Raw genomic sequence first — 22,802 nt, 5'->3', positions numbered from 1 at the left:
GTATTACTTCAGTCCCTTCACGAACTTCTCGAAGAGGTAAAAACTGTCCTGCGGGCCGGGGCTGGCCTCGGGGTGGTACTGCACCGAAAACGCCGTCTTGTCGGTGAGTTCGAGGCCGCAGTTGGAGCCGTCGAACAGCGATACGTGCGTGGCGCGCGCATTCGCGGGAAGCGTGTCCGCGTCCACCGCGAAGCCGTGGTTCATGCTGGTGATCTCGACGAGACCGTCGGACAGGCGCTTCACCGGGTGGTTCGCCCCCCGGTGGCCCTGGTGCATTTTCGCGGTCTTCGCGCCCACGGCGAGACCGAGGAGCTGGTGGCCGAGGCAGATGCCGAAGATCGGCACGTTCGCGTCGAGCAGCTTCTTGATGACCGGAACGGCATATTCGCCGGTCGCCGCGGGGTCGCCGGGGCCGTTCGAAAGGAACACGCCGTCCGGGCGCAGCGCCATCACCTCTTCGAAGGTTGTCGTAGCAGGCACGACTGTAACGCTCGCGCCCGCCGCGGTGAGGTTCCGCAAAATGTTGTTCTTCGCGCCGTAGTCGATGGCGACCACATGCGGCCTGCCCTCGCCTGCGCTTTCTCCGTAGCCCTGCCCGAGGTGCCAAGGCCCGCCGGACCAATCCTGCCGCGCGGCGCGCGTCACGTCCTTGGCGAGGTCCATGCCTTCAAGACCCGGCCAAGCCTTCGCTTCCGCAAGCAGTGCGTCGATGTCGAACGTGCCCGACGGGCTGTGCGCGATCACCGCGTTCGGTGCGCCGAGCTGGCGGATGCGGCGTGTCAGCGCGCGCGTGTCGACGCCCGACAGGCCCACCCGCCCCTTGCGCTTCATCCAGGCGTCGAAACCTTCGAGGCTGCGGAAGTTGCTGGGTGCCGTCACATCCTGCCGCACCACACAGCCGACGGCGGCGGGCGTATCGGCCTCCACGTCCTCGGCATTCGTGCCGACATTGCCGATGTGCGGGAAGGTGAAGGTGACGATCTGTCCGGCGTAGGAGGGATCGGTCATCACCTCCTGATAGCCGGTCATCGCGGTGTTGAAGCAGACCTCGCCGACGGCATGACCCTCGGCGCCGAAACCGCGCCCCCAGATCACTGTGCCGTCCGCGAGAATCAAGACCCCCGTGGCTCCTTTGGGTGCGCGCGCGGGTTTGGCGTCGGACACGTGGTCTGGCCCCTTCGAATCTGGTTTGGTGCTTTGTGGCTAAGGCGCCTAGCTATTGGCGAGGGTCCGGAGCGTCAATCTATTCTTTTGCCTTTTTGGCGGCTAGACGGACCCCTTGCTCATAAAGGGAAGAAAAGCATGATTCGCGACGACATCAAGGCGGCGCAGGTGGCGGCCATGAAGGCGGGCGAGAAGGAACGGCTGGCGGCCGTGCGCCTGATCCTCGCGAAGCTGAAGGACCGCGACATCGAGCTGCGCACGGCGAAATCCGTGCCCGACGATGACGTCATCGTCGTCGATGTGCTGCAGAAAATGGGCAAGCAGCGCCGCGAATCCATCACCATGTTCGAACAGGGTGGCCGCGACGAGCTCGCCGCGCAGGAAAAGGCGGAGCTTGCCGTCATCGAATCCTTCCTCCCCGCCATGATGGGCCCGGACGAGGTGAAAGCCGCCGTCGCCGCCATCGTCAGCGAAATCGGCGCCGCCGGCCCCAAGGACATGGGGCGCGTCATGGCCGAGGTGAAGGCGCGCCACGCCGGGCAGATCGACATGAGCACCGTCAGCGGAGTCGTAAAAGCCGCGCTGGCGGGATAGCCCTGCCCGCATGAGCATCCCCCCGCAATTCCTCGACGAGATCAGGAGCCGGGTGAGCCTGTCCTCCGTGGTGGCGCGGCGGGTGAAGCTGCTGCGCGCCGGGCGGGAGATGAAGGGGTGCTGCCCCTTCCACAACGAGAAAAGCCCAAGCTTCTACGTCAACGACGACAAGGCCTTTTATCACTGCTTCGGCTGCGGCGCCCACGGCGACGTGATCCGCTTCGTGGTCGAGCTGGAAGGCCTCAGCTTCCGCGATGCGGTCGCGGGCCTCGCGGCGGAAGCCGGACTGGAGCTTCCCGAGGAAAACCCCGAGGCGCGCGCGAAGGCGAAGGCCGCCGCCGGACTTCATGACGTCACCGCCGCGGCGAGCGACTGGTTCCGCAAGCAGCTTTCCGGCCTCGGCGGCGCGGACGCGCGCGCCTATATAGAAAAGCGCGGCCTCAAACCCGCCACCGTCGAAGCCTTCGGCCTCGGCTTCGCGCCCGACAGCCGGGGCGCGCTCAAGGCCGCGCTCGGCGATATCGATATCCGAAAGCTCATCGAGGTCGGCCTCGTCATCGAAGCCGAGGGCCGCGAACCTTACGACCGCTTCCGGGGCCGCCTGATGTTCCCGATCCGCGACCCGCGCGGGCGCATCGTCGGCTTCGGCGGTCGCATCATCGGCGCGGGCGAGCCCAAATACCTGAACTCCCCCGACACGCCACTCTTCGACAAGGGCCGCCTGCTCTACAATCTCGACAAGGCCGGGCCTGCCGCGCGCAAATCGGGCCGCATCGTCGTCGTCGAAGGCTATATGGACGTCATCGGCCTCGCGCAGGTCGGCTTCGCGGAGGCTGTTGCGCCGATGGGCACTGCGCTCACCGAAGACCAGATGAAGCTCCTGTGGCGCGTCGCGCCGGAGCCTGTACTGTGCTTTGACGGCGATGCCGCCGGGCGCCGCGCGGCGATCCGGGCCGCGATGCGTGCCCTGCCCCTGCTGGAACCCGGAAAGTCGCTGCGCTTCGTCACCATGCCGCAGGGGCAGGACCCGGATGATTTCGCAAAGGCGCGCGGGCTTGCCGCGTTCACGGAGCTTGTAAACGGTGCGGCGAGCCTCATCGACACACTCTGGAAGGCGGAGACCGAAGGCGTCGACACCGCCACGCCCGAACGCCGTGCTGCCGTCCGCCAGCGCCTGTTCGAACACGCGCACGCGATCGAGAACCAGACCGTCGCCTCGCTCTATCAAAGCGAGTTCCGCGAACGCTTCGATGCGATGTTCCGCACCCGGCGGGAGAGCCGCTTCATGCCCGCGGTTCGCGGTGCATCGAGCGCGGCGAAGGCGCGGCTCATGCTCTCCCCCGCAGAGATCGAAACTCGCGCCGTGATGGCGGGTCTGCTTACCCATCCGCACCTCGCCGACGTCCACGGCGAGGCCATATCGCATCTGCACATCGGCGAACCGCAGCTTGATCGCCTCAGATCGGCGATTTTCTCCGCGATTTCGCGCAATCACGATCTTGACAAAGAGGCGCTGGCGCACGACCTAGCGGCACAAGGGCTCGGTCAGTACGCGGACGACCTGAGGCGTATGAATCGCCTCGATTTTAGCTTCACGCGACCCCGGACGCCCGCCGCGATTGCGGATCAGGACTTGGCATGTGTTGTGGGCCACCTTATGGCGCTGCAACGCATCGATGAGGATTTGGCGGATCTGCGCGCGCGCTATGATTCCCTGGTCCAGTCGGAATTCGAGGAACAACAACGGCTTCGTGCTGAAAAAGCGCGGGTCGAACGCGAACTAATTGATTTGGCCGAGGCGCGTCGGGGGGACGAACCGACGCCCGCAAAGGAACGGAACCTGGATGGCGACCAAAGCACCGGCGAAGCCCAAGGGTAAGGACGAGAACGGCGAGGCCGACGGCGCGCCGCTCATCGACATGAACGATGCGTCGATCAAGAAGCTGATCGCGAAGGCGAAGAAGCGCGGCTGGCTGACGTATGACGAGCTGAACGCGGCGCTCCCGCAGGACCAGATGTCGTCCGAGCAGATCGAGGACGTGATGTCCGCGCTCTCCGAGATGGGCATCAACCTCACCGAGAGCGAAGATGCCGGCGACGACGAGCCGGAAGCCGAAGCCGAGGCGGAGGATGACGCCGACGAGATGGATGGCGACGACAAGCCGACGCTGCACGTCATCGAGAAGAAGAAAGAGGTGCTGGACCGCACCGACGACCCGGTGCGCATGTATCTGCGCGAGATGGGCGCGGTGGAGCTGCTCTCGCGCGAGGGCGAGATCGCGATTGCCAAGCGCATCGAGGCGGGCCGCAACACGATGATCGAGGGGCTTTGCGAAAGCCCCCTCACCTTCACGTCGATGATCGCGTGGTCCGAAGCGCTGAACGCCGGCGAGATGCAGCTTCGCGAAATCCTCGACCTCGACGCCATGCTCAACAGCGGTCCTTCGGATGAGCAGGTCGAGAACGACAGCGATTCCGATCTGCCGAGCGGCGTCGAGCTGAAGGACGACGACGAGCCCGAAGCCGAACCCGAAAAGGGCGGCGACGAGGAAGACGAATACACCGAGAAGCGCGCCAAGCCGCAGCAGGAAGAAGAAGACGAGGAGAACACGCTCTCCCTCGCGCAGATGGAAGAGCAGCTGAAGCCGCAGGCGCTTGAGCAGTTCGCCGAGATCACCTCGCTCTACAAGCGCTTCCTGAAGCTGCAGGAAGGCCGCCTCGAAGCGCTCAACTCCGGCGAGGAGTTTCCGCAGGCGCAGGAGAAGAAGTATCAGGGCCTGCGCGAAGAGCTGACCTTGAAGGTCGCCGCCGTGCACTTCCACAACGCCAAGATCGAGTTCCTCGTCGATCAGCTCTACAGCTACAACCGCCAGCTCATGACGCTCGGCGGCAACATGCTGCGCCTTGCCGAACGCTACCGCATCAACCGCAAGGCGTTCCTCGACGAATACATGGGCAGCGAGCTTGACGAGAGCTGGCTCGACCGCGTGTCGCGCATGGACGACAAGTGGGCGAACTTCGCGCAGAGCGAACGCGGCACGGTAGAGAAGATCCGCTCCGAGATCGCCGACATCGCGCAGCAGACGGGCGTGGAGCTCGGCGAGTTCCGCCGCATCGTCAACATGGTGCAGAAGGGCGAACGCGAAGCGCGCATCGCCAAGAAGGAGATGGTGGAAGCGAACCTTCGCCTCGTCATCTCCATCGCCAAGAAATACACGAACCGCGGTCTGCAATTCCTTGATCTCATTCAGGAAGGCAACATCGGCCTGATGAAGGCGGTGGACAAGTTCGAGTATCGCCGCGGCTACAAGTTCTCCACCTACGCGACGTGGTGGATTCGTCAGGCGATCACGCGCAGCATCGCGGATCAGGCAAGAACGATCCGCATCCCGGTGCACATGATCGAAACGATCAACAAGCTGGTCCGCACCAGCCGCCAGATCCTGCACGAAATCGGCCGCGAGCCGACCCCGGAGGAACTCGCCGAGCGTCTGTCGATGCCGCTCGACAAGGTGCGCAAGGTCATGAAGATCGCCAAGGAGCCGATCAGCCTCGAAACGCCGATCGGCGACGAGGAAGACAGCCACCTCGGCGACTTCATCGAGGACAAGAACGCCGTGATCCCGGTGGATGCGGCAATCCACGCCAACCTCAAGGAAACGGTGACGCGCGTTCTTGCCAGCCTCACCCCGCGTGAGGAGCGCGTGCTTCGTATGCGTTTCGGCATCGGCATGAACACCGATCACACGCTTGAAGAGGTCGGCCAGCAGTTCTCGGTAACGCGCGAGCGCATCCGCCAGATCGAGGCGAAGGCGCTCCGGAAGCTCAAGCACCCGACACGCAGCCGCAAGATGCGGAGCTTCCTCGATACCTGAGCCGCTTGGTTCATGTCAGTTTAAGCAAGTCAGGGTTAGACGGCGGGCGCAGCGGCGTCCGCCGTTTTGCCATGAAGAACGAACAAGGGTCTGCGATCATGAAATCCGGTTTTGGCGGCGCGGTTGTTGCAGCGCTCCTGTTTGCGTCGTCCAGCGCTCTCGCGAGCCCGATCCAGGCCCTCAAGGACTATAATCTCATCGCTTTCAGCGACGTCACGCTCTCCAGCGACATCGAAGGCGCGGTTTACGTCGATGGCAACTACAACGCGGGCGCGGTTCAGATCGCTTCGAAGGGTACCAATGCCCAGAAGGCGAGCCTCGTCGTCACGGGCAATGTCTCGAATAACGCCAAGGTGAAGCGCGGAGATGCCTATGTGGGCGGCAGCGTCTCACCCGCGATCGACTTTCAGGGCGGCGGCGGCAGCACGAAGGCGCTAGGCGATCTGCCGGGCGGCACGCTCAAGAAATCCGATTTCATCCAGTTCTCGGCTGATCTCGCCGCGCTCGATGCGGGCGTCAGCTACGATCGCTACAGCCCCGGCGATCACATGAACGGCTTTTTGATCACGCCGAGCGTCCCGAATGAAAAAGGCATTTCGGTGATTTCGCTGTCCGCCGACTTCTTCCCCAACACGGGCAAGATCAAGTTTTCGTCGTCGGCGAACGCCATCGACACGATCATCATCAACGTCGCGGGCAACGCCATCAATTTCAAGGGCTGGGAAGTCTCCGGCAACGGGCTTGCCGACAACATCATCTGGAATTTCTTCGAAGCCACCGAAGTCAGCTTCCTTGACCAGACCTGGGGCTCGGTGGTGGCGCCGCTCGCGGCCGTGAAAAATTTCACCCCGATCAACGGCAGCGTCGTGGCGAATGCCGTGAAGCTGCGCGGTGAACTTCACCTTCCGAACTACGGCGGCAACTTTGAATTCCCGGATTCCGGCGCCGATGTTCCCGAGCCCGCGAGCCTTGGCCTCGTTGCTGCCGGCCTTGGCCTCCTCGCTTGGCGGCGCCGCGCTGCAAAAAAGGCCCGCGCGGATTAAGTCTCCCTTTACGCTGAACGCTCTAGGTTTCCCGCTGGCGGTGAAAACCGCGGGGCAGCGTATGCGGAGACGACGGCAAATGGCGCCAGCGGTGGTCCCCACCTTCATGGACCAGCTTCAGAAGAGCCTGCGGGCTGCGGGCGGCGTGGCCGATTCGCGCAGCTTCGCAGCGGCGGTGATCGGTGCGCTGCGCGACAGCGGAGCCGGTGGCAGCCAGCACCTGCGCGCGCTTTCCGAAGGATCGGTCGCGCGCCCGTTGCAGGCCGTTGCCGACGCGGCGCACTTCCTTGTCATCCTGCACGGCCAGTTGCCGAGCGTGCTCGAAATCGCGCGCCTCAATGCAGACGAGCCCGCAGCGTCGTGGCTGCGCAGCGCGGGCATGGCGTTCGATCAGGACCGCCGCTGGATGGCCGGGCTTGCCGCGATGACGGGCGGTGCGCTCGATCTCCACGGCATCAGCACAGCAGAGCAGGTGGTGCGCGACCAGCGCGATGCCATGCTGACGCTTGCCAAATCAAACCGCATGGGCTGCGCGCTCGGCGCAGCGGTTACGCTCGTGCTCGATTGGCAGGCCGTGCGCAGCCGCCTGCCTCGCGCGGCGCAGCACCTCGGCTACGACCGGCACGAGCGACTTTCAGACCCGTGGCCCGTGGATGGCGCCTTCGATGCCCTCGCCTGCCACGCGGACGATGTGCGCGTGCGCCGTGCTATCGAATTCGGCGCGCTGCAACTCGCCAGCCTCCACGCCCAGCTTTTCGATCTGCTCGAAGCCCGCCACGCCCAGCGCCTCGGCTGAGCCTCCTATCGCAAACACGCGGTTGCCCGCTGGGCTTTCACGCTTTAGGCCCGACGCAAAAGGGTCACAGCGGAGAAGTTCATGCGTTTCGAAGGCACCAGCGGCTATGTCGCGACCGACGACCTCAAGGTTGCCGTGAATGCAGCGGCGACGCTCCGGCGTCCGCTGCTGGTGAAGGGTGAGCCCGGTACGGGCAAGACGGTGCTGGCGGCCGAAGTTGCCGCGGCGATGGGCGCCCCGCTCATTGAATGGCACGTGAAGTCCACCACCAAGGCGCAGCAGGGCCTCTACGAATACGACGCCGTCAGCCGCCTGCGCGACAGCCAGCTCGGCGACGAGCGCGTGCACGACATCCGCAACTACATCCGCAAGGGCAAGCTGTGGGAGGCGTTCACGTCGCCCACCCTCCCCGTGCTGCTGATCGACGAGATCGACAAGGCCGACATCGAGTTCCCGAACGATCTTCTGCAGGAACTCGATCGCATGGAGTTCCACGTCTACGAGACCGGCGAGACGGTGAAGGCCGCCGAGCGCCCCATCGTCATCATCACGTCCAACAACGAGAAGGAACTGCCGGACGCGTTTCTGCGCCGCTGCTTCTTCCACTACATCAAATTCCCGGACCGTGAGACGATGCAGGCGATCGTCGATGTACACTTCCCCGGCATCCAGAAGGAACTGGTGCGCGAGGCACTCTCCGTCTTCTACGATATCCGCGACGTGCCCGGCCTCAAGAAGAAGCCCTCGACTTCCGAGCTGCTCGACTGGCTGAAGCTGCTGATGCACGAGGATCTGCCGCTCGACGTGCTGCGCTCGCGCGATCCCAAGAAGCTGATCCCGCCGCTCCACGGCGCGCTCCTCAAAAACGAGCAGGATGTGATGCTGTTCGAGCGCCTCGCGTTCATATCGCGGCGCGACGGCAAGCCGGGATAGGGTCGAACCCATGAACTGGCTGGCCGACAGACGCACAACCGTGGTTCTGTTCGGTCTTGTCGTTCTGATGTTCGCCGTCATGCAGGCGGTGTTCCCGAAGACCCTCGCAGCGCCGCTTCCCGATGCGCGCGTGCAGAGCCCGGTGCTCCTCTTCGAGTTTTCCAGGACTCAGGTGCATCTCGATCATGTCTTCGGCACCCCCGCAGACCCGGCGCGCATCGCCGCGATGGACCGCGGCAACCGGCTCGATTTCCTGTTCATGCCGATCTACGGCTTCTTCGTATTCAGTTTCTTTGCCGGGATCGCGCAGGACCGGAAACGCCGCATCTGGCTGGCTTTCGGCGCGCTCGGCCTCGTGGCGGCGGCAAGCGATGCGGTGGAAAACACGCTGCTTCTCGATATCACCGCGAACCTCTCCGCCCCCGGCAATGCCCTTGCCCTCCTCCCCTGGCCGGTCTGGATCAAGTTCGGGCTGCTCGCGCTTGCCTCGGGCGGTGCTGCGGTCGCGTTGTTCCGATCGGGGCGACGGGTGCTTGGCGCGCTGTGCCTCCCCGCGCCGCTCGCGATCCTCCCTGCCCTGATCCAGCCCCTCCAGTTCGGCAGCCTCGCGGCGGCGATGATCGGCCTCGGCTGGCTCGCCATGGGCCTTCACGCAATCACGCGTCTTCGCTGATTTCCAAGGGTGTTGGTGAAATTTACAAAATGAAAATTGCGCTGCCGTGAACTCTGCCTGTCCAGCCGCCAAAATCCTTTCGTTTTGCAAATATGGCATGTCGCTTGCATCGAGCCCCTCCACAGATTGCGATGAGGAGGGGCAGATGAATTCGGGTTGGATTGAACACGCGGTGCGTGCCACTGTGTTTACCGCGCTGGCGACATTGCCGATGGCGGCAATGGCCGCCCCTGTTTACCTGAATGCCGCATCCGGCGTCACGGTTTCGCTCGGCGACAGCCATGACGCGGACGTACTCGCGGACCCGACCAACGGCCCGTTCCAGAACCTGAACATCACCGCCTCGCTGGCGAATGTCATCGACGCGCCGACGGCGACCTCCACGGAATTTCACCGTTCCCCTTCGACCCACGTCTGGGTCAGCGGCGGACACCTCGAACTCGTGTTCGACTTCGGCGCCGAATACGACCTCTCGACCATGCATTTCTGGAACTACCACAGCGAGAGCTACGACGTGGATGAGATCATCTTCACGTTCTACGACGACGCATGGGAACTGGTCGGCTCCCTCACCGAGGCGCCGCGGCTCGGCAATACCGACGGCAGCGACGGCACCCCGATCACGCCCGAGGACTACGCGCTCGATTTCCCGACGAACGTCCGTTACGTCAACGCGTGGCTCACGGGCTCGAACGGCCAGGTTGATTTCAACAACATCGGCTTCACCGCTGTCCTTTCGGACCCTGACCCCGATCCCGATCCGACCGACGTGCCGGAGCCTGCGAGCCTCGCGCTCCTCGGCCTTGGCCTTGCGGGTCTCGGTGTCGTGCGCCGTCGGCGCTGAACGGACGCAATCCTGGCAAGGGCGGTGTGACGATGGTCGCACCGCCCTTTTTTTGGTCTCAGCGCAGCATCAGCCCGCCGTCCATCGCGAGGCTCTGTCCGGTGATGTAAGCCGCGCCGGGAGAGGCGAGAAAGACGATCGGCTCCGCGACCTCCTCGGGCCGCCCCCACCGGCGCATCGGGATCGCCTTCAACATGCGGCTTTCGGAGTTCGCATCGCGGCGCATGGGCGCTGTCATGCGCGTTTCGATGAACCCCGGCGCCACCATGTTGACCCGGATGCCGTCGGGCGCCCATTTGTCGGCGAGCGCACGCGTGAGCCCGAGGATTCCGGCCTTGCTGGCATTGTAAGCCGGCGTTTCCCTGAGCGCGAGGAACGAGGCCAGCGAGCCGACGTTCACGATGCTGCCGCCCCCGACCTTCAGCAGCGGATGGCAGCGCAGGCACACGTCCATCACGGCATTGAGGTTGACCGCGATCACCGCCTCGAAGTTCGCAAGGTCGTACTCGTTTTCGCTGACCATTCCGGCATTGTTCACCAGCACGTCGAGCGCCGACAGCCCCGCGCCCAAAGCAGCGATATCCGCTTTCTCCGCCATGTTGACCTTCACGTAGGAAAGCCCCTCAAGGTCACCGTCATACGCGGAAGCCGCTTCCCGCGTGCCGGTGACGGTGACATTCGCGCCGAGATTGCGGAAGGCGAGCGCGGTCGCGTGCCCGATGCCCTGCGTTCCACCCGTCACCAGAACGCTCTTGCCCGCCGCCCAGCTCATGCCCGTCTCCTCGTTCTATTGCGGAGCGCACAATGCGGGCGCGGCGCAGCGGTGCAAGGTCGCGAATGTGACAGCCCTAGCGGAACCGGCTAATGCCTCCGCGCGCGGATTGCTCTATGCTCCCCGCCGACTGGACCACCGAAAGGCCCCGCACCCCATGTTTCTGGACTTCCTCGACGCCCTCCGCGCTGCCAAGATTCCGGCGAGCCTCAAGGAGCATCTGACGCTTCTGGAGGCGCTGAAGGCGGGCGTGATCGACCGGAACGTCGAGAGTTTCTATTACCTTTCCCGCGCAGCCTACGTGAAGGACGAGGCGCTGCTCGACCGTTTCGACCAAGTGTTCGGCAAGGTCTTCCACGGCCTTGAAACCAGCTTCGAGGCGGAAACCGCCGAAATCCCGGAAGAGTGGCTGAAGAAACTCGCCGAGCTTTATCTGACGGATGAGGAAAAGGCCGAGATCGAGAAACTGGGCTCGTGGGACGAGATCATGGAGACGCTGAAAAAGCGCCTCGAAGAGCAGAAGGAACGCCACGAAGGCGGCAACAAATGGATCGGGACGGCGGGGAAATCGCCCTTCGGAGCCTATGGTTACAACCCCGAAGGCGTGCGCATCGGCCAGAAGGAAGGCCGGCAGGGCCGCGCCATCAAGGTTTGGGACAAGCGCGAGTTCAAGAACCTCGACAACGAGGTCGAACTGGGCACACGCAACATCAAGGTGGCGCTGCGCCGCTTGCGCCGCTTCGCGCGCACCGGCGCAGCGGACGAGCTGGACCTCGACGCGACGATCAAGGGCACCGCGCGCAAGGCGTATCTCGATATCGTGATGCGCCCGGAGCGGCACAATGCGGTGAAGGTGCTACTGTTTCTCGATGTCGGCGGATCGATGGACCCGCACATCAAGCTCTGCGAGGAACTGTTCTCAGCCGCGAGCAGCGAGTTCAAGCACCTCGAATTCTTCTACTTCCACAATTTCGTCTACGAGGGCGTGTGGAAGGACAATCGCCGCCGCTTCACCGAGCGCACGCCGACGCTCGACGTGCTCCACAAGTTCCCGGCGGACTACAAATTGATCTTCGTGGGCGACGCCTCGATGAGCCCGTATGAGATCAACTATCCGGGCGGCTCTGTGGAGCACTGGAACGAGGAGGCCGGCGAGGTGTGGATGCGGCGGATGACCGACATCTACCACAGCGCCGTGTGGCTGAACCCCATCCCCGAGAAGAACTGGCAGTACGGGCAGTCCATCCAGATGGTGAAGACCCTGATGGAAGGCCGCATGTTTCCGCTGACGCTGGATGGGCTCGACGACGCCATGCGCGCGCTGACCCGAACGCATTGATCGTCCGCTACGGAAGCGAGGCCGACATCGCAGCGTTGACGGTCGTCGAACTGTCCGCCGGCACGCTGTTCGAAGGCACGCACATGGCGTGGGCGGTCGGCCAGACATCGGCACCCGAACATTTCCATCCCGCGCTTGCGCAGAACAAACTATGGGTCGCGGATGAGGGCGGAATGCCCGTGGGCTACCTCCGGGCCGAGCGGCTGGAAAGCAGCTTCTACATCGATGAGATATCGGTCTCGGCATCGCACCAGCGTCGCGGCATCGGCCGGGTGCTCATCGAAGCCGCGCTCGCCGAGGCGGCAGTGCGCCGTTTCAAGGCCGCGAGCCTGACAACGGACCGTACGATCCCCTGGAATGCACCCTACTATGAACGGATGGGTTTCCGGGTGCTCGCCGCCGATCAGATCCCGCCCGCACTCGCGCGCCGACTGGCGGTGCAGCCGAACCCGGCCCGGCGCTGTGTGATGTGGCGCGATTTGCCTTAGCCGCCCCTCGCTTCCTCGGCCGCCAACAACTTCGCCTTGCCGGCAACATAAGCACGGATAGCCTCGGCGTCGTCGGCCGACATCCACGGTGCAAAGCTCACCATGCCGCGATCCTTGAGCGCACCGCCGATGACGACGGCGTTCCAGTTGTCCTTGTCGGCAAGCACACCCGAGCGCCGCAGATCGGGCAGAACGCCGGAGGAAATGCCCGCCGGGCCGTGGCAGACACCGCACGTGCCCTCATAGAGCGCAGCCCCGTGTGTCACGGTCTCGGCGCTCCATGCAGCCTCGACGACCGTAGCAGGCGCATTCTCGATGCGCTCGATCTTGTAGGGTGTGCGCCCGCCGAGCTTGAAGACGAGCAGACGGCCGCTGGGCATCGGTCGCGGATTGTCGACGAACGACGACGAAAGCGGATAGGCGCCGCCATAGCCCGCCATCACCGCCACATATTGTTCGCCGTCCACCGCATAGCTGACCGGCGCGGCGATCACGCCCGTGCCCGCATCGAAGCCCCAGAGCTTCTTGCCGCTGTCGGCCGCAAAGGCCGCGAATTCGCCGTGGGCGTTCCCTTGAAACACGAGGTTCCCTGCCGTCGCGAGCACGCCGCCGTTCCACGGCCCGTCGTACTGGACGCGCCACATCTCTTTCTGCTGCACGGGATCCCACGCGATGAGCTGGCCCTTCAGCAGGGCGCGGAGCGCGCGGAACTGCGCCGGATCATCCGGCACGGCGTTGGCAAGGAAGTCTATCCCCACATTCCAACCGCCTTCCCGGCCCTTGAATTTCGCATCGGCGAGATAGGCGAAAGGCACCTCCTGCGCGGGGAGGTAAACGAGGCCGGTCTTGGGGCTGAACGCCATCGGATGCCAGTTGTGCGCGCCGAACGCCGAGGGAAGCGCGACAAACGTCCCCTTGGTGAAGCGGGCATTCTCGGCTTCGATCGGCCGCCCCGTCGCCATGTCGACGCCGGTCGTCCACGTCTGCGGTACGAAGCCCTTCGCCGAGACGAGTTGCCCATCCTTGCGGTCGATCACATAGAAATAGCCGTTCTTCGGCGCCTGCATCATCACCTTGCGCGACGCACCGTCGATGCTGAGATCGGCAAGGATGATCGGCTGCGTCTGCGTGAAATCCCACGTCTCGCCCGGCGTCCCCTGATAGTGCCACTTGTAGGCGCCGGTATCGGCATCGAGCGCGACGACCGACGAGACGAACAGGTTGTCGCCCTTCCCTTCGGAGCGGACCTTGTGGTTCCACGGACTGCCGTTGCCGACGCCGATCAGGATCTGGTTGAAATCCTTGTCATAGACGATCGCGTCCCACACCGTGCCGCCGCCGCCGAATTTCGACCAGTCGCCCGCCCACGTGGCGCGCATGGTCTCGATTATCGGGTCCGAAGCCGCGCCGTCCGCGGGCGCGCCGGGGCCGGGCGGCACCGTGTAGAACCGCCATGCCAGCTTGCCGGTCTTCGCGTCATAGGCGGAAACATAGCCGCGTACGCCGTATTCGGCGCCGCCGTTGCCGATCAGCACCCTGCCCTTCACGATGCGCGGTGCGCCGGTGATCGTGTAGGGCTTGGACTGATCGACCGTGACCTCGCTCCAGACGGGCTTGCCGGTTTTCGCATCGAGCGCGATCAGGCGCCCGTCGAGCGTCCCCGAATAGACCTTGCCGTCGTAAAGCGCGACGCCGCGGTTCACGACGTCGCAGCACGCCTTGAAGCCGGTCTCGCCCGGCACCTTCGGATCATGTTCCCAAAGCAGCGCGCCCGTCTTTGCGTCGAACGCGTAAACCTTGGACCATGCCGAGGTCGTGTAGAGCACGCCGTCCGCCACGATCGGCGTCGCTTCCTGCCCCCGGTTCGTGTCGAAGCTGTGGCTCCACGCAAGTCCGAGCTTGCCGACGTTGCCTGCGTTCACCGCATCGAGCCGGCTGTAGCGCTGCTCCTCGTAAGTGCCGCCATGCGTCAGCCAGCTTCCGGGCTCGTCCGCCGCCGCGGCGAGCCGCGCATCATCGACCGGCAGTGCCGCTTTCTTGCTCGCATTGCCACAGGCGGCCGCCATCAGGCAGGCCACGATCACTCCCCATCGGCGCACGCGCGTCTCCCGTCGCTGTTGCGGCGGCGAGTCTAACCGGGGCCGTGCCCACGGCAACTGAAGCAAAATGTCAGGGTACGGGGGCCGCGAGCAGCCAGACGTTGACAAGCGTGACGATGGCGACGCCCACCATCAGCAGGCCCTTTTTGCGCTCGGCGGGGCGCTTCAGGATGATCCAAACACCGCCGCCGCCGATGACAAAGGCGGCGATCACGGCAAACGACAGGATGATCGCAAGCATATTGGTCATTCCGGAAGCCCTGCCATCACTTGCCCTACGGCGGTTGCCCAGTTCGTTTTGCGCACGGTGCGCGCCTCCTCGTTGAGCGCCGGCTCGAACCTGCGCTCGGCGTGCCACATCACGCCGGCCGACTCGAGATCGGCGAACAGACCGTGTCCCACCGCCGCCAGCATGGCCGCGCCGAGCGCCGTCGTTTCCACGACCCTCGGACGCTCTACGGTGATGCCGAGCACGTCGGCAAGGTCCTGACACAGCCAGTCGTTCGCCACCATGCCGCCATCGACGCGCAGCAGTGAAGGCGACACGCCGTCGCGGCGCATCGCGTCCAGCAGGTCGGAGGTTTGCAGGCTCATGGCTTCAAGGCAGGCGCGGACGATGTGTGCGCGCGTCGTGCCGCCGCTGATCCCGGTGATGATGCCGCGCGCCTCCGGCTCCCACCACGGCGCGCCGAGGCCGTTGAAAGCGGGTACGAAGGCAACGCCGCCGCTGTCCGGCACCGAGGCTGCAAGACCGGCGGTTTCCGAAGCGTTGGCGATGATGCCGATCTGGTCGCGCAGCCATTTTATCGCGCTGCCCGCAACGAAGATGCTGCCTTCGAGCGCATAGGCCGCACGACCACCCAGCCGCCACGCCACGGTCGAAAGCAGCCGGTTCGACGACACCGGTGGCGTTTCGCCCGCGTGTGCGAGCAGAAACGCGCCCGTGCCGTAGGTCGATTTGACCGCGCCGGGATCGAGGCACACCTGCCCGATCGCTGCCGCCTGCTGGTCCCCTGCGCACCCCGAAATCGGAATCGCACGCCCGCCGATCAGCCGGGTCTCGCCGATGCCTCCGGCGCAGTCGATGATCTCGGGCAGCGCATCCATCGGCACATCGAACAGCGCGGCGAGCCCCGCGTCCCATGTACAGCGCTGAAGGTCCATCAGCAGCGTGCGCGCCGCGTTCGTCGCGTCGGTCACATGGAGCCCGCCCGTCAGGCGCCAGATAAGCCACGAATCGATCGTCCCTATCGCGAGCCGCTTGGCTTTGGCCGCGTCGCGCACCTCCGGCCAGTTTTCGAGCGCCCAGCGGATCTTGCTTGCGGAGAAATACGGGTCGAGCAGCAGCCCGGTGCGGCCCTGCACATCGTCTTCCAGTCCGCGCGCCTTCAGGTCCGCGCAGATCGCCGCGCCGCGCCGGTCCTGCCAGACGATCGCGGGCGCGAGCGGATCCCCGGTCCTCCGGTCCCAGAATACGATCGTCTCGCGCTGGTTGGTGATGCCGATCGCGGCGATCGATTGTGCGCCGACCGCGTCGACGACCCGATTCGCGGCGCGCAGCGTCTTTTCCCAGATCTCGGCGGGGTCATGCTCCACCCAGCCGCTTTGCGGGAAATGCTGGACGATCTCCTCGCCGAACGCGGCACCGATGCGCCCTTCCGGGGTGAAGGCCACCGCGCGCGTCGAGGTCGTGCCCTCGTCGATGCTGAGGATGTGCGTCATTACCCGCTTTCCTAGCGCGCGCAGCGGCTTTAGGTAAACGCCCGTGAACAGGGGCCATTTCGATCTTCTCATCATCGGCGCGGGCGTCAATGGTGCCGGGCTTGCGCGCGATGCGTCGGGCCGCGGCCTCAAGGTCGCGCTCGTCGATGCCGCCGATATCGGCGGCGCGACGTCTGCCGCCTCCACCAAGCTCATCCACGGCGGGCTGCGCTATCTGGAATTCTACGCGTTCCGGCTGGTCCGCAAGGCTCTGGCCGAGCGCGAAGTCCTGCTCGATATCGCCGCGCACCTCACGCGCCCGATGCCCTTCATCCTGCCTTTGGGGCCGGACACGCGCCCCGGCTGGATGATCCGCGCCGGTCTTTTCCTCTACGATCATCTCGCGCACCGCGAGCAGGTGCCCGGTTCGTCGAAGGTGGTCCTCCGCGACGATCACGCCGGCCAGCCGCTCGACAAGCGCTACACGCAGGCATTTCGGTACTGGGACGGTTGGGTAGACGACGCCCGACTCGTCATCGCGAACGCACAGGATGCGTCGTATCGGGGCGCCCTCGTCCTTCCCCGCACCGCCGTCACCACAGCGACCCGCACCGCCTCGGGCTGGGACGCCCAACTCGGCGACGGCACAAGCCTTTCCGCCGCGCGCGTGATCAACTGCGCGGGGCCGTGGGCAAGCGAGGTCGCCGCCAATGTGCTCGGTCTACCGGACGCGCCCCGCCTCCGGCTCGTGCAGGGCGCCCACCTCGTCACGCGCCGTATCGGCCGCGGGCAGGACAGCTACATCCTCCAGCAGCCCGACGGCCGCATCGTCTTCATCATTCCCTACGAAAACGACTTCTCGCTGATCGGCACGACCGAAACGACGATCGACTCACCGAACACGCCGCGGATCACCGAGGCGGAAACCGATTATCTGCTCGCCGCCGCGAACCGCTATCTCTCACGCCCGCTCGAACGCGCCGACATCATCTCCACCTACGCCGGCATCCGCCCGCTGGTGCTGGAAGAAGGCAAAGGCGCGCGCGAGACAACGCGGGACTGGAAGATCGTCTCGCACGAAGGCGGGGACGCCGTCACGGTCGTCGGCGGCAAGATCACCACGTACCGCCTGCTCGCTGAAGACGTGCTCGGCCGTCTGTTTCCGGAGAGCCAGCGCTGGACGGCGGAACAGCCGCTGCCGGGCAGCGACTTCCCGCGCATTCCCGGCCTCACTGGCCAGCAGGCGTGGACGAAGTGGCGCGAAAACCTGCGCGTGAAACACGCCGACTACGATCCACGAATCGTCGACCGGTTGGCGCGTCTCTATGGCACGCGCGCCGACGAGATGCTGGAGAACGGCCTTGGCGAAAACCTGGGCGGGGTGTTCACGGCGGAGCTTGAACACATGGTCGCCGAGGAGTGGGCGCAAACGGCGGACGACGCGCTCTGGCGCCGCAGCAAGCTCGGCCTTCACCTCTCCGACGACGCAAGGGCGGCCGTCGCACAGTGGTTCGCCGCACGATTTACCAAGAGTTAGGAAGCGGGTCGTAGATTCCCTCGCAACGCACGAGGAAATCGCCCCATGGTCGCACATAATCACAACTTCGCCGCCGATTACGCCACCAGCACGTCCGTCAGCCTGCTCGACGCGCTGATCGACGCGATGACGCTGGCGCGCCCCGGCAAGGACGCGAGCGCTTTCGCGACCGACATCAAGCGTCTCGGCGATGGTGCCGCGCGCGCGGCCTACGAACTCGACGGCCTGCTTGACACGCCGGTGCCGGCAAAGAGCCCGACGGTCCGCAAGACGAGCGTCGCCTAAACCCCGAGACAGACCCGGTAGGTTTCCGCGTCGACGTTGCCACCCGACAGGGTGATCGCGACGGTCTTGCCCTTGAGATCGAGCTTGCCCGAAAGCGCGGCAGCGAGCGCCGCCGCACCGCCGGGCTCCACCACCAATTTCAGCGCGCGGAACGCGAACGCCACCGCAGCCTTCACCTCGGCCTCGGAGACAGCAACGCCGCGTGCACCGCGCACCTGCAGTATGCCGAAGGTGAGCGGCGCGGTTGCCAGCGTTTGGAGCGCGTCGCACAGGGTCGGCCCCGGATCGCGCACCGGCTCGATGACGCCGCTTGCGAGCGAGCGGATGACGTCATCATAGCCTTCGGGCTCCACGACGACGATTTCGCTGTCCGACAGCGCAAGCGCGATGCCGCTGGCGAGGCCGCCACCTCCGCAGCAAACGAGTGCGACGTCCGGCTGACCGATATCTTCGGCGATCTCGAGACCTGCCGTGCCCTGCCCCGCCACGACATAGGGATCATTGAACGGCGCCACGATCACGCCGCCACGCTCGGCCACGATCTTCGCCGCGATGGCATCGCGGGGTTCGGTGAGCCTGTCGTAGCTGATAACCTCTGCACCGTGGCCGCGCGTCGCCTCCACCTTGATGCGCGGCGCGTCGGACGGCATGATGATCGTTGCGCGGATGCCAAGCAGTTTTGCCGCCAGCGCGACGCCCTGCGCGTGATTCCCCGACGAGAACGCGACCACCCCCGCACGGCGCTCTTCCGGCGTTAGCACCGACAGCCGGTTCCACGCCCCGCGGAACTTGAACGAGCCGGTGCGCTGCAGGCATTCGGCCTTCAGCCAGACCTTCGCGCCAGTCACGTCATCGAGCGTATCCGAGCGCAAAAGCGGTGTTCGAACGGCGACACCGGCGATGCGCGCTGCCGCAGCTTGGACGTCTTCCAGGGCGGGGAGTTTCATATTTTGTTAACTCGCTGATTTCACTTGAGGAAACAATAAAAACGCTTCAGCGATTTTTTCTTTACATCGCGACCCCTCGACCCTACATAGCGCCTCCGCTGCCCCATGGGACTTCCACCGCAAGGCAGTGCATGTCAACTGTTCACTGGAGGTCCCTTGAGTTGCGAGAATTCCATAGCGCGCTGGGGGTAGCGTCGGTCCTTCGACCTGACGCGCCTGTCACCCTCATTCGTCCTCACGCTGCACATCGTGCGGCCCGATTCTTCGTCGAGAAGTTTCCGGGGCTGTCGATGTATGCCGTGAAGGCCAATCCCTCGCCCGAGATCATCAAGACGCTCTGGGACGGCGGCATCACGCATTTCGACGTCGCCTCGATCAACGAGGTGCGCCTCGTGCGCGGCCTGCTGCCCGAAGCGACCTTGTGCTTCATGCACCCGGTGAAGTCGCCCGAAGCGATCACCGAGGCGTATTTCGAGCACGGCGTCCGCACCTTCTCGCTCGACAGCCATGAAGAGCTCGCGAAAATCGTCGAAGCCACGGGCGCCGCGAGCGATCTTACGCTCTGCGTGCGGCTGCGCGTCTCCTCGGCGCATTCGAAGCTCAGCCTTGCTTCCAAGTTCGGCGCCTCCATCGAGGAGGCCCCGGCGCTGCTGCTCGCGGCGCGGCAGGCGGCGGACGCGCTTGGCGTCTGCTTCCATGTCGGCAGCCAGGCGATGAGCCCGCAGGCCTATGTGGAGGCGATGACGCTGGTGCGCGCCGCGATCGTGCACGCGGGCGTGACGGTTGACGTCGTCGATGTCGGCGGCGGCTTCCCGTCGATCTATCCGGGCATGGACCCGGCGCCGATGCAGATGTTCTTCGATGCGATCCACCGCGCCTTCGAAGCGATGCCGATCAGCTATTCGGCGGAGCTTTGGTGCGAGCCGGGCCGTGCGCTCTGCGCCGAGTACGCGAGCGTTCTGGTGCGCGTGGAGCGGCGCAAGGGCGACGTCATTTACATCAACGACGGTGCCTACGGCTCGCTGTTCGATGCGGCGCATGTCGCATGGCGCTTCCCCGTGAAGCTGCTGCGCGGCAGCATCGGCGCGGAAGAAGCGTTCAGCTTCTACGGCCCGACCTGCGACGACATGGATTACATGGCCGGCCCGTTCATGCTGCCTGCTGACGTCAAGGCCGGCGACTATATCGAAATCGGTATGCTCGGCGCCTATGGCGCGGCGATGCGCACGGCGTTCAACGGCTTCGTGAACGGCGAGACGGTGATCGTCACCGACGAGCCGATGGCAAGCGCCTACGCTGTCACGGAGTCGACACCGCAGGGCGTTACTGCCATACGCAACTGAGAACGGCCGCCTGCCCCGAACAGGGCGTGCGGCCGTCCCCTTCCCGCTCGGCGCCGGCAAATCCGGCCGCGGGCGGCGCTTTTCATGCGCCGAGCCAGTCCACAGCAACTTATCGACTGGAAGGAATACCAATGACCGATGTTCGCGTAGACGCGCAGCGCAAGGCGGAGCTTCTCTCGAAGGAAGTGCGTCATATCGACATCAAGAGCTTCGATGCCCGCCCGATCATCGACCAGATGGACGGCATGAGCTTCACCAGCCGCGACCTCGCGCGCGCCACGAAGATCTACAACGCCATGCTGGAAGACAAGAACTGCTCGATCTTCCTCGTCATCGCCGGTTCGACCTCGGCGGGCGGCTGCATGAACCTTTATGCGGACCTCGTCGCCAACAACATGGTGGACGGCATCATCGCCACCGGCGCCTCGATCGTCGATATGGATTTCTTCGAAGGCCTTGGCCACAAGCACTATCAGGCGCTTGAAATCCCTGACGATAACGTGCTGCGCTCGCTCTACATCGATCGCATCTACGATACCTATATCGATGAAGAGCAGCTGCAGGATTGCGACCACACGATCGGCGAGATCGCCAACGGCCTCGACCCGAAGCCCTATTCGAGCCGCGCGTTCATCCGCGAGATGGGCCGCTACCTCTCGAAGCACGGCAAGAAGGACAACAGCCTCGTCAAGCTCGCTTTCGAGCACGACGTGCCGATCTTCTGCCCGGCGTTCACGGATAGCTCGGCGGGCTTCGGCCTCGTCAAGCATCAGGTCGATGCCATGAAGGCGGGCCGCCCGTACATGACGATGGATTCGATCGCGGACTTCCGCGAACTCACCGACATCAAGATCAAGGCGGGCACCACCGGCCTTCTGATGATCGGCGGCGGCGTGCCGAAGAACTTCGTGCAGGATACCGTCGTCTGCGCCGAAATCCTCGGCCATGAGGACGTGGAGATGCACAAGTACGCCGTGCAGATCACCGTCGCCGACGTCCGCGACGGCGCCTGCTCGTCCTCAACGCTCAAGGAAGCCGCAAGCTGGGGCAAGGTCGATACCACGCTTGAGCAGATGGTCTACGCCGAAGCCGGTTCGGTTCTGCCGCTGCTGGCGTCGGACGCCTACCACCGCGGCCACTGGAAGAGCCGCCCGAAGCACGGCTGGGCGAAGCTCTTCGCCTAATCTCGAAGGAACACGGCGGCCAGTTCCACATGGATCGACCAGCGGAACTGGCCGACCGGCCATAGCGCCTCCAGCCTGAATCCCGCCTCGCGCAGGATCTTCGCATCACGCGCGAACGTGTTGGGATTGCACGAAACGTGCACCACCCGCTTCACTTTCGAGCGCGCGATCGTCTCTACCTGCGTCTTCGCGCCCGCGCGCGGCGGATCGAGAACCACGACATCGAACTTGTTGAGTTCCGCGGCCTGCAACGGCTGGCGAAACAGATCGCGATGCGCGGTCGTAACCGGGCGCCCCGCGCGTTTCGCAGCCGCCGACAGTGCCCCCACGGCATCGCGCGCGGCATCCGCCGCAAAGACCTTGGCGCCTGCTGAAAGCGGCAGCGCGAAGGTGCCCGCCCCGCAGAAGAGGTCGGCGACCGCGCCTGCCTTGCCGACCCCCTCCAGCACAGCCGCCTGCAAGGCCGCTTCGCCGTCGCCTGTCGCCTGCAGAAATCCGCCCGGCGGCAAAGCGACGGTGACGTCACCGAAGCGCACGGCGGGTTCGGCAATCTGAAGTACGATCTCGACGCCTGCGGCGGTTTCCGTCGCGATCCGGGCCAGCCTCGCCTCCGATGCGAGCGCGGCGAGTGCGCCGATGTCCGCCGCGGGCAGCGAAAGGTTGGTAAGCAGAACGTCAAAGCCGGAGAGCGTTTCCGTGAGCGTCATGCCGACGGCATGACCCGCCCGCAAACGCGGCGCGAGCGCGCTTCGAAGCTTGCACGCGGCATCCCAGAGCGCAGGCCGGACCACGGGACATTCTTCGAGATCGACAACCGCACTGCTGCCCTCGACATTGAAGCCTATGCGGACCCCTCCGCCGTCGCGCACCAGCCGGAAGCTTGCTCGCCGCCGTGCGCCTGCTGGCGAAAGATGCGTGGGGTGGACCGTCTCCGGCACGATGCCGACACCGGCAAGCGCGCCGAGGATGCGGCCTGAAACGAACTCCGCGAGCACGGCATCGTCCGCGTGCTGCAACTGGCAGCCGCCGCAGACGCCGAAATGCCTGCAGGCGGGTGCGATCCGGTGCAGTCCCGCCGTGATGACGTCACCGTCCACCGTATCGCCGGGAATCGTCCCGGCGACATAGCGGCCACTTTGCGTGACGCCGTCACCACGCGCCGCGAGGCGGACGATAGTTTCCATG

21 protein-coding genes are annotated in these 22,802 nt (G+C 65.0%); 14 read left to right on the top strand and 7 right to left on the bottom strand.

Features of this window, described 5'->3' with window-relative positions; all coding sequences use genetic code 11:
* Nucleotides 1–3: 3 nt before the first annotated feature.
* Entirely contained in the window at nt 4–1,164 is a 1,161-nt protein-coding gene (gene carA / locus ACE3TJ_RS00835) for a glutamine-hydrolyzing carbamoyl-phosphate synthase small subunit (RefSeq protein WP_374592920.1), read from the bottom strand.
* Between the two features lie 138 nt (nt 1,165–1,302).
* Between carA and ACE3TJ_RS00830 the strand changes: the two genes are divergently transcribed.
* The 8 genes from ACE3TJ_RS00830 to ACE3TJ_RS00795 all read left to right on the top strand — a co-directional run bounded on the left by ACE3TJ_RS00830 (nt 1,303) and on the right by ACE3TJ_RS00795 (nt 9,922).
* Nucleotides 1,303–1,758, top strand: a complete 456-nt coding sequence (locus tag ACE3TJ_RS00830) for a GatB/YqeY domain-containing protein (RefSeq protein ID WP_374592918.1) — start codon at nt 1,303–1,305, stop codon at nt 1,756–1,758.
* 10 nt (nt 1,759–1,768) lie between these two features.
* On the top strand, nt 1,769–3,637 hold the full coding sequence (dnaG, locus tag ACE3TJ_RS00825) for a DNA primase (RefSeq protein WP_374592916.1): 1,869 nt from the start codon (nt 1,769–1,771) through the stop codon (nt 3,635–3,637).
* A complete protein-coding gene (gene rpoD / locus ACE3TJ_RS00820; protein ID WP_374592914.1) occupies nt 3,603–5,633 on the top strand; it encodes an RNA polymerase sigma factor RpoD in 2,031 nt (676 codons plus the stop codon). Before dnaG ends, rpoD begins: the two co-directional genes overlap by 35 nt.
* Nucleotides 5,634–5,731: 98 nt before the next feature.
* Nucleotides 5,732–6,676, top strand: coding sequence for a collagen-binding domain-containing protein (locus ACE3TJ_RS00815; protein WP_374592912.1), 945 nt, complete (start codon nt 5,732–5,734; stop codon nt 6,674–6,676).
* Between the two features lie 79 nt (nt 6,677–6,755).
* Nucleotides 6,756–7,472, top strand: coding sequence for a hypothetical protein (locus tag ACE3TJ_RS00810; protein ID WP_374592910.1), 717 nt, complete (start codon nt 6,756–6,758; stop codon nt 7,470–7,472).
* An 81-nt stretch (nt 7,473–7,553) separates the two neighbouring features.
* Nucleotides 7,554–8,405, top strand: a complete 852-nt coding sequence (locus tag ACE3TJ_RS00805) for an AAA family ATPase (protein WP_374592908.1) — start codon at nt 7,554–7,556, stop codon at nt 8,403–8,405.
* 10 nt (nt 8,406–8,415) lie between these two features.
* On the top strand, nt 8,416–9,078 hold the full coding sequence (locus ACE3TJ_RS00800; protein WP_374592906.1) for a hypothetical protein: 663 nt from the start codon (nt 8,416–8,418) through the stop codon (nt 9,076–9,078).
* Nucleotides 9,079–9,223: 145 nt separating this feature from the next.
* The gene (locus tag ACE3TJ_RS00795; RefSeq protein WP_374592904.1) at nt 9,224–9,922 is read left to right on the top strand and encodes a PEP-CTERM sorting domain-containing protein; all 699 of its coding nucleotides are present in this window, start codon (nt 9,224–9,226) and stop codon (nt 9,920–9,922) included.
* 58 nt (nt 9,923–9,980) lie between these two features.
* On the opposite strand, the gene ACE3TJ_RS00790 is transcribed toward ACE3TJ_RS00795, so the two are convergent.
* The gene (locus tag ACE3TJ_RS00790) at nt 9,981–10,694 is read right to left on the bottom strand and encodes an SDR family NAD(P)-dependent oxidoreductase (RefSeq protein WP_374592902.1); all 714 of its coding nucleotides are present in this window, start codon (nt 10,692–10,694) and stop codon (nt 9,981–9,983) included.
* A 157-nt stretch (nt 10,695–10,851) separates the two neighbouring features.
* Between ACE3TJ_RS00790 and ACE3TJ_RS00785 the strand changes: the two genes are divergently transcribed.
* Together ACE3TJ_RS00785 and ACE3TJ_RS00780 are read left to right on the top strand one after the other, a co-directional pair.
* Complete coding sequence (locus ACE3TJ_RS00785; RefSeq protein ID WP_374592900.1) at nt 10,852–12,033, top strand: VWA domain-containing protein; 1,182 nt, start codon at nt 10,852–10,854, stop codon at nt 12,031–12,033.
* Entirely contained in the window at nt 12,030–12,521 is a 492-nt protein-coding gene (locus ACE3TJ_RS00780) for a GNAT family N-acetyltransferase (protein ID WP_374592898.1), read from the top strand. Before ACE3TJ_RS00785 ends, ACE3TJ_RS00780 begins: the two co-directional genes overlap by 4 nt.
* On the opposite strand, the gene ACE3TJ_RS00775 is transcribed toward ACE3TJ_RS00780, so the two are convergent.
* The 3 genes from ACE3TJ_RS00775 to glpK form a co-directional block, all read right to left on the bottom strand.
* Nucleotides 12,518–14,620, bottom strand: a complete 2,103-nt coding sequence (locus tag ACE3TJ_RS00775) for a PQQ-dependent dehydrogenase, methanol/ethanol family (protein WP_374592896.1) — start codon at nt 14,618–14,620, stop codon at nt 12,518–12,520. The genes ACE3TJ_RS00780 and ACE3TJ_RS00775 overlap by 4 nt on opposite strands.
* 70 nt (nt 14,621–14,690) lie before the next feature.
* Entirely contained in the window at nt 14,691–14,870 is a 180-nt protein-coding gene (locus ACE3TJ_RS00770; RefSeq protein WP_374592894.1) for a hypothetical protein, read from the bottom strand.
* A complete protein-coding gene (gene glpK / locus ACE3TJ_RS00765) occupies nt 14,867–16,342 on the bottom strand; it encodes a glycerol kinase GlpK (RefSeq protein WP_374592892.1) in 1,476 nt (491 codons plus the stop codon). Before glpK ends, ACE3TJ_RS00770 begins: the two co-directional genes overlap by 4 nt.
* A gap of 43 nt (nt 16,343–16,385) precedes the next feature.
* Between glpK and glpD the strand changes: the two genes are divergently transcribed.
* Nucleotides 16,386–17,858, top strand: coding sequence for a glycerol-3-phosphate dehydrogenase (gene glpD / locus ACE3TJ_RS00760; protein ID WP_374592890.1), 1,473 nt, complete (start codon nt 16,386–16,388; stop codon nt 17,856–17,858).
* Nucleotides 17,859–17,903: 45 nt separating this feature from the next.
* The gene (locus ACE3TJ_RS00755) at nt 17,904–18,143 is read left to right on the top strand and encodes a hypothetical protein (RefSeq protein WP_374592888.1); all 240 of its coding nucleotides are present in this window, start codon (nt 17,904–17,906) and stop codon (nt 18,141–18,143) included.
* Here the strand turns inward: ACE3TJ_RS00755 and ACE3TJ_RS00750 are convergent.
* On the bottom strand, nt 18,140–19,090 hold the full coding sequence (locus ACE3TJ_RS00750; RefSeq protein WP_374592886.1) for a threonine/serine dehydratase: 951 nt from the start codon (nt 19,088–19,090) through the stop codon (nt 18,140–18,142). The two genes, ACE3TJ_RS00755 and ACE3TJ_RS00750, sit on opposite strands and share 4 nt — an antisense overlap.
* A gap of 161 nt (nt 19,091–19,251) precedes the next feature.
* Here ACE3TJ_RS00750 and ACE3TJ_RS00745 point away from each other — a divergent pair, with 161 nt between their 5' ends.
* Nucleotides 19,252–20,433: an alanine racemase gene (locus ACE3TJ_RS00745; protein WP_374592884.1), complete on the top strand. Its 1,182-nt coding sequence runs from the start codon at nt 19,252–19,254 to the stop codon at nt 20,431–20,433.
* A 131-nt stretch (nt 20,434–20,564) separates the two neighbouring features.
* Entirely contained in the window at nt 20,565–21,617 is a 1,053-nt protein-coding gene (locus ACE3TJ_RS00740; RefSeq protein ID WP_374592882.1) for a deoxyhypusine synthase, read from the top strand.
* Here ACE3TJ_RS00740 and ACE3TJ_RS00735 read toward each other — a convergent pair.
* A complete protein-coding gene (locus ACE3TJ_RS00735; protein ID WP_374592880.1) occupies nt 21,614–22,801 on the bottom strand; it encodes a class I SAM-dependent RNA methyltransferase in 1,188 nt (395 codons plus the stop codon). The genes ACE3TJ_RS00740 and ACE3TJ_RS00735 overlap by 4 nt on opposite strands.
* Nucleotide 22,802: the final 1 nt, after the last annotated feature.

Source organism: Sphingosinicella sp. (genome assembly GCF_041916975.1).
Lineage (GTDB): Bacteria > Pseudomonadota > Alphaproteobacteria > Sphingomonadales > Sphingomonadaceae > Sphingosinicella.
The sequence above is the reverse complement of the archived record's forward strand: the minus strand, read 5'-3'. Positions and strand labels throughout refer to the sequence as shown.